The sequence below is a fragment of the Kosakonia sp. SOY2 genome (assembly GCF_027109175.1).
Taxonomy (GTDB): Bacteria; Pseudomonadota; Gammaproteobacteria; order Enterobacterales; family Enterobacteriaceae; genus Kosakonia.
This window is the reverse complement of the sequence record NZ_JAPVXH010000013.1, coordinates 1-4,766: the sequence shown is the minus strand read 5'-3', so window position 1 is coordinate 4,766 and position 4,766 is coordinate 1. Positions and strand designations below refer to the sequence as shown.

At 49.2% G+C, this 4,766-nt stretch carries 5 protein-coding genes and 4 tRNA genes; 7 read left to right on the top strand and 2 right to left on the bottom strand.

What is annotated here, in order from left to right:
- Positions 1–79: 79 nt before the first annotated feature.
- On the top strand, positions 80–1,108 hold the full coding sequence (gene murB, locus O3S68_RS24155; protein ID WP_269232680.1) for a UDP-N-acetylmuramate dehydrogenase: 1,029 nt from the start codon (positions 80–82) through the stop codon (positions 1,106–1,108).
- Positions 1,105–2,067 (top strand): bifunctional biotin--[acetyl-CoA-carboxylase] ligase/biotin operon repressor BirA, encoded by a 963-nt coding sequence (birA, locus tag O3S68_RS24150; RefSeq protein ID WP_269232679.1) that lies wholly within the window; start codon positions 1,105–1,107, stop codon positions 2,065–2,067. The genes murB and birA overlap by 4 nt, the downstream gene beginning before the upstream one ends.
- 31 nt (positions 2,068–2,098) lie before the next feature.
- Here birA and coaA read toward each other — a convergent pair whose 3' ends face one another.
- Together coaA and O3S68_RS24140 are read right to left on the bottom strand one after the other, a co-directional pair.
- Complete coding sequence (coaA, locus tag O3S68_RS24145; RefSeq protein ID WP_017460033.1) at positions 2,099–3,049, bottom strand: type I pantothenate kinase; 951 nt, start codon at positions 3,047–3,049, stop codon at positions 2,099–2,101.
- Between the two features lie 203 nt (positions 3,050–3,252).
- Complete coding sequence (locus tag O3S68_RS24140) at positions 3,253–3,801, bottom strand: GNAT family N-acetyltransferase (protein ID WP_020456056.1); 549 nt, start codon at positions 3,799–3,801, stop codon at positions 3,253–3,255.
- A 333-nt stretch (positions 3,802–4,134) separates the two neighbouring features.
- Here O3S68_RS24140 and O3S68_RS24135 point away from each other — a divergent pair.
- The 5 genes from O3S68_RS24135 to O3S68_RS24115 form a co-directional block, all read left to right on the top strand.
- Positions 4,135–4,210, top strand: a tRNA-Thr gene (locus tag O3S68_RS24135).
- Positions 4,211–4,218: 8 nt separating this feature from the next.
- Positions 4,219–4,303 (top strand) — tRNA-Tyr (locus tag O3S68_RS24130).
- A gap of 112 nt (positions 4,304–4,415) precedes the next feature.
- A tRNA-Gly gene (locus O3S68_RS24125) sits at positions 4,416–4,490 on the top strand.
- Between the two features lie 6 nt (positions 4,491–4,496).
- Positions 4,497–4,572: transfer RNA gene (locus O3S68_RS24120), tRNA-Thr, on the top strand.
- Between the two features lie 113 nt (positions 4,573–4,685).
- Positions 4,686–4,766, top strand: an 81-nt coding sequence (locus tag O3S68_RS24115; protein WP_003842260.1) for an elongation factor Tu, incomplete at its 3' end; no start/stop codon positions are given.

Here is a 4,766-nt window from a genome sequence, read left to right as displayed (position 1 = left end):
TTTTACGCTGCGAAACAGCACAAGCGCTCATCCTGCGGATGCGGTAAACTAGCCGTGTTTTTGCATCAGGATAGCGCTAATGAATCTCTCCCTTAAGCCCTGGAATACCTTTGGTATTGATCGCCAGGCTCACCAAATTGTTTGTGTCGAAAGTACGCAGCAACTACTCAATGCCTGGCAGTCTGCAGTACAAAGCCAGCAGCCCGTATTGATCCTCGGCGAAGGAAGCAACGTATTGTTTCTGGAAGATTTTGTCGGCACGATCATTATCAATCGAATTAAAGGAATTGACGTTCACGAAGAGGCGGACGCATGGCTTTTGCATGTCGGTGCGGGAGAGAACTGGCATAATCTTGTACGGTGCACACTCGAGCAAGGCATGCCGGGGCTGGAAAATCTGGCGTTAATTCCAGGCTGTGTGGGCTCCTCTCCTATCCAGAACATTGGTGCCTATGGCGTTGAGTTACAACGTGTGTGCAGTTATGTAGATTGCATGGAGCTCAGTAGCGGTAAGTCGCAGCGTTTATCTGCAGAGGACTGCCGCTTTGGCTACCGTGACAGCATCTTTAAGCATGAATATCAGGACCGTTATGCGATTACTGCTGTTGGGCTGCGATTGGCAAAATCCTGGCAGCCTGTACTGATCTACGGTGATTTAACCCGTCTGGATCCCGCGACTGTAACGCCTCAACAAGTTTTCGATTCCGTTTGCCAGATGCGTACCAGCAAGTTGCCGGATCCTAAAGTGAACGGGAATGCGGGCAGCTTCTTCAAAAACCCGGTGATCACGGCTGAGCAAGCTCGCATACTGCTTGCTCATTTTCCTCATGCTCCGCATTACCCACAGGAAGATGGTTCAGTGAAGCTGGCCGCAGGCTGGTTGATCGATCAATGCCAGTTGAAAGGAACCTCATTAGGGGGCGCTGCGGTTCATCACTTACAAGCTTTAGTATTGATTAACACCGGACACGCAACGAGCGAAGATGTGGTGCGTCTTGCACATTTTGTCCGGCAGAGTGTAGGCGATAAATTTGGTATCTGGCTGGAACCGGAAGTGCGTTTTATAGGAGCTTCTGGCGAGGTGAATGCGGTGGAGGCTATTGCGTGAAAGACAATACCGTTCCATTAACGCTGATTTCGATTCTGGCGGATGGCGAATTCCATTCTGGCGAGCAGCTTGGTGAGCGTTTAGGCATGAGCCGTGCTGCTATCAACAAACATATCCAGACGCTACGTGACTGGGGTATAGATGTCTTCACCGTGCCGGGAAAAGGCTATAGCTTGCCAGAACCTATTCAGCTACTGGATGAAGCCCTTATCAGTAGCCAGGTCGCGCAGGGTTCTGTTGCGGTGCTACCTGTGATCGATTCAACCAACCAGTACCTGTTGGATCGCTTAAGTGACTTACGCTCCGGTGACGCCTGTGTTGCCGAATATCAACAGGCGGGTCGTGGGCGGCGTGGGCGCAAATGGGTATCTCCGTTTGGTGCCAACCTCTATATTTCCATGTACTGGCGGCTTGAGCAGGGGCCGGCGGCTGCAATTGGTCTGAGCCTGGTCATTGGGATCGTTATGGCCGAGGTGTTGCGCGATTTAGGCGCTGAGCAAGTTCGCGTCAAATGGCCAAATGATCTTTATCTACAGGATCGTAAACTCGCGGGGATCCTCGTCGAATTAACGGGGAAAACCGGCGATGCGGCGCAAATTGTCATTGGCGCTGGCGTCAATCTTGTAATGCGAAAAACACAGGCAGAAGATATCAGTCAGAGCTGGATTAATCTGCAGGAGGCTGGTGTGCGCATTGATCGCAACCAACTGGCGTCACGCTTGATCATTGAACTTCGCACTGCCTTACAGCAATTTGAACAAGAGGGGTTAATGCCTTTCCTCTCTCGCTGGGAAGTGCTGGATAATTTCATTAATCGTCCTGTGAAGTTGATTATTGGTGAAAAAGAGATCTTTGGCATTTCCCGCGGGATTGATTCACAAGGTGCTTTGCTACTTGAGCAGGACGGCGTTATTAAACCCTGGGTGGGTGGAGAAATATCGCTTCGTAGCGCGGAATAATAAAAAGGGAGCATTCATGCTCCCTTTTTATTTATTTGCGTAGTCGTACTTGTTCCACGGCATGGTTGGCGCTTTTTGTCATTATCAGGCTTGCGCGCTCGCGGGTTGGCAGGATGTTTTCTTTAAGATTTAGACCGTTAATTTCTTTCCACAATGACATAGCAATCTCAATCGCCTCGGCTTCCGACAATTTGGCATAGTTGTGGAAATAAGAATCAGGATTGGTAAATGCCCCTTCGCGGAACTTCAGGAAACGGTTGATATACCAGGTTTGCAAGAGATCTTCTGGCGCATCCACATAAATCGAGAAATCAACAAAGTCGGAAACAAATACATGATGTGGATCGTGTGGATAATCCATCCCGCTTTGTAAAACATTTAACCCTTCGAGAATTAAAATATCCGGTTGCGAGATCGTTTTATCCCCATCGGGGATCACATCATAAATAAGATGTGAATAAACCGGCGCGGTGATGTTAGTCACGCCCGATTTAATATCTGAAACAAACTGCACAAGACGGTGCATATCATAAGATTGCGGAAACCCTTTTTTCTTCATCAAGCCGCGGTCTTTCAGCACCTGGTTTGGGTGCAAAAAACCATCGGTCGTAATGAGTTCAACGCGGCGATGCTCTGGCCAGCGGCTCAGTAGTGCCTGCAAGACGCGAGCGGTGGTGCTTTTGCCTACGGCAACGCTACCCGCAATGCTGATGATATAAGGAATACGCTGCCCGTTAGTACCGAGAAATTGTTCAAGAACGGCCTGACGGCGTAAGTTCGAACTGATGTAGAAATTGAGTAAACGGGAAAGTGGAAGATATATTTCCGCCACTTCTTCCAAAGAAAGGTCTTCATTAATGCCTTTTAATCTCGCGATCTCGCCTTCGGTTAAGGTCATAGGGACAGAATCGCGAAGCGCAGCCCACTGGCTGCGATTAAACTGTAAGTAAGGCGTCATTAACGTTTGCTCTTTTTTACTCATAAGCTTTTATTAGCCTGCCATTATCACTCGCTGCGTTGGCTTCCTGCGCGCAGTAAGAGAGAGACTCTATAGATAATGCTATGGCACGACGTTATTGAAATAAGTGGGATCAATGGGCAGGAGGTTAACACCAGATGACAGGGAATAATATGAAAAATCGCGTTGAGGTGATGCTTTCAGTAGAAAGCATCACGCGCTTCACTTTAGCTGGCAATAGAACGAACCATCTGATTTACAGCAAATAAGCGTTTAAAATAAATGGCTGCCGGGTGGTAATAACCATCTGCAGAGCAGAGAAAATCTGGCACTTCACCAAGGCAGCGGTATCCCTGTGAGCGATAGAACGCTTCTCCGGCAGAACCCGCCAGCACTTCAAGCGATAGCAAACCGCGCTGGCGAGCACATGCTACTCTCTCAAGTTCAGCAATGAGTCTCTTGCCAACACCTGTGCGGCGGGCGCGGCGATGTACCAGCAGAAGTTTGATATGTCCCCGGTTAAGGGCTTCAGGTTGCATGTTGAGTTGTAAACTGACGCTGCCCGAAACGCCCTGTTCATCCCGCGCAATCCAGATGAGTCGCTCGCCTTTTTCCAGTTCACTGCGTAAACGGTAAAAGCTACTTTCAGCTTCCTGTTGGCTGATCGAACGTTGATACCCCACGGATGCGCCGCTGTGCAATGCGTCCAGTAGCAATTGAGCAAGTTCCGGGCAATAGACGGGCAAGGTGGCTGCATTTAACAAAACAATCTTCATGATGACGCCTCCGCTGGGGTGTGATAGCGGAGATGCAATTAGTGATCCACTTCACGATCCCACCCTAGCGCTGAGGAATCGGCGTTGAGCGATCTTTTAATTGCACCACGATAACGCAACTGCACTGGCAAAGGTCTGCCCGGTATTGAGCAGAGAAGGGGGGCGAGAGAATAGATGGGAATGAATCATGAAAAATGGTGGTTTTTTCCACGGTGTTGCATGAAATTACAGCATTTCTTCGGCTTGTCGCGCAAAATGTGAGCGATAGAACGTTTTGTGCAATTTTTTAGTTGCATCAATCCCTCTGTCTCCCTAGAATGCGCGCTACTTGATGCCGACTTAGCTCAGTAGGTAGAGCAACTGACTTGTAATCAGTAGGTCACCAGTTCGATTCCGGTAGTCGGCACCATCAAGTCCGGTGGGGTTCCCGAGCGGCCAAAGGGAGCAGACTGTAAATCTGCCGTCACAGACTTCGAAGGTTCGAATCCTTCCCCCACCACCATTTTCGGTTACGCAAAAACGTAACCTGAGTTGGTGTCAGTAGTGAATCAGCTCTTTAGGAGAGTATCTTCTCCCGATAATACAGAAAGTACTGGGTAGCCGAGTTTCAGGATGCGGGCATCGTATAATGGCTATTACCTCAGCCTTCCAAGCTGATGATGCGGGTTCGATTCCCGCTGCCCGCTCCAAGACGTGCTGATATGGCTCAGTTGGTAGAGCGCACCCTTGGTAAGGGTGAGGTCCCCAGTTCGACTCTGGGTATCAGCACCACTTCACTTCTCCTCCCTGGTTTCTCTTCTGTTATTAGCATTCAACGAGTCGGGCATGTTGCCTGGTTGATGTGGTGATATCACCGATTTATCCGTGTCTTAGAGGGACAATCGATGTCTAAAGAAAAGTTTGAACGTACAAAACCGCACGTTAACGTCGGTACTATCGGCCACGTTGACCATGGTAAAACAACG

Bases quoted from the DNA above. Each gene is read 5' to 3' on its own strand.
- murB (WP_269232680.1), top strand. From the start codon at position 80: ATGAATCTCTCCCTTAAGCCCTGGAATACCTTTGGTATTGATCGCCAG.
- coaA (WP_017460033.1), bottom strand. From the start codon at position 3,049: ATGAGTAAAAAAGAGCAAACGTTAATGACGCCTTACTTACAGTTTAAT.
- O3S68_RS24140 (WP_020456056.1), bottom strand. From the start codon at position 3,801: ATGAAGATTGTTTTGTTAAATGCAGCCACCTTGCCCGTCTATTGCCCG.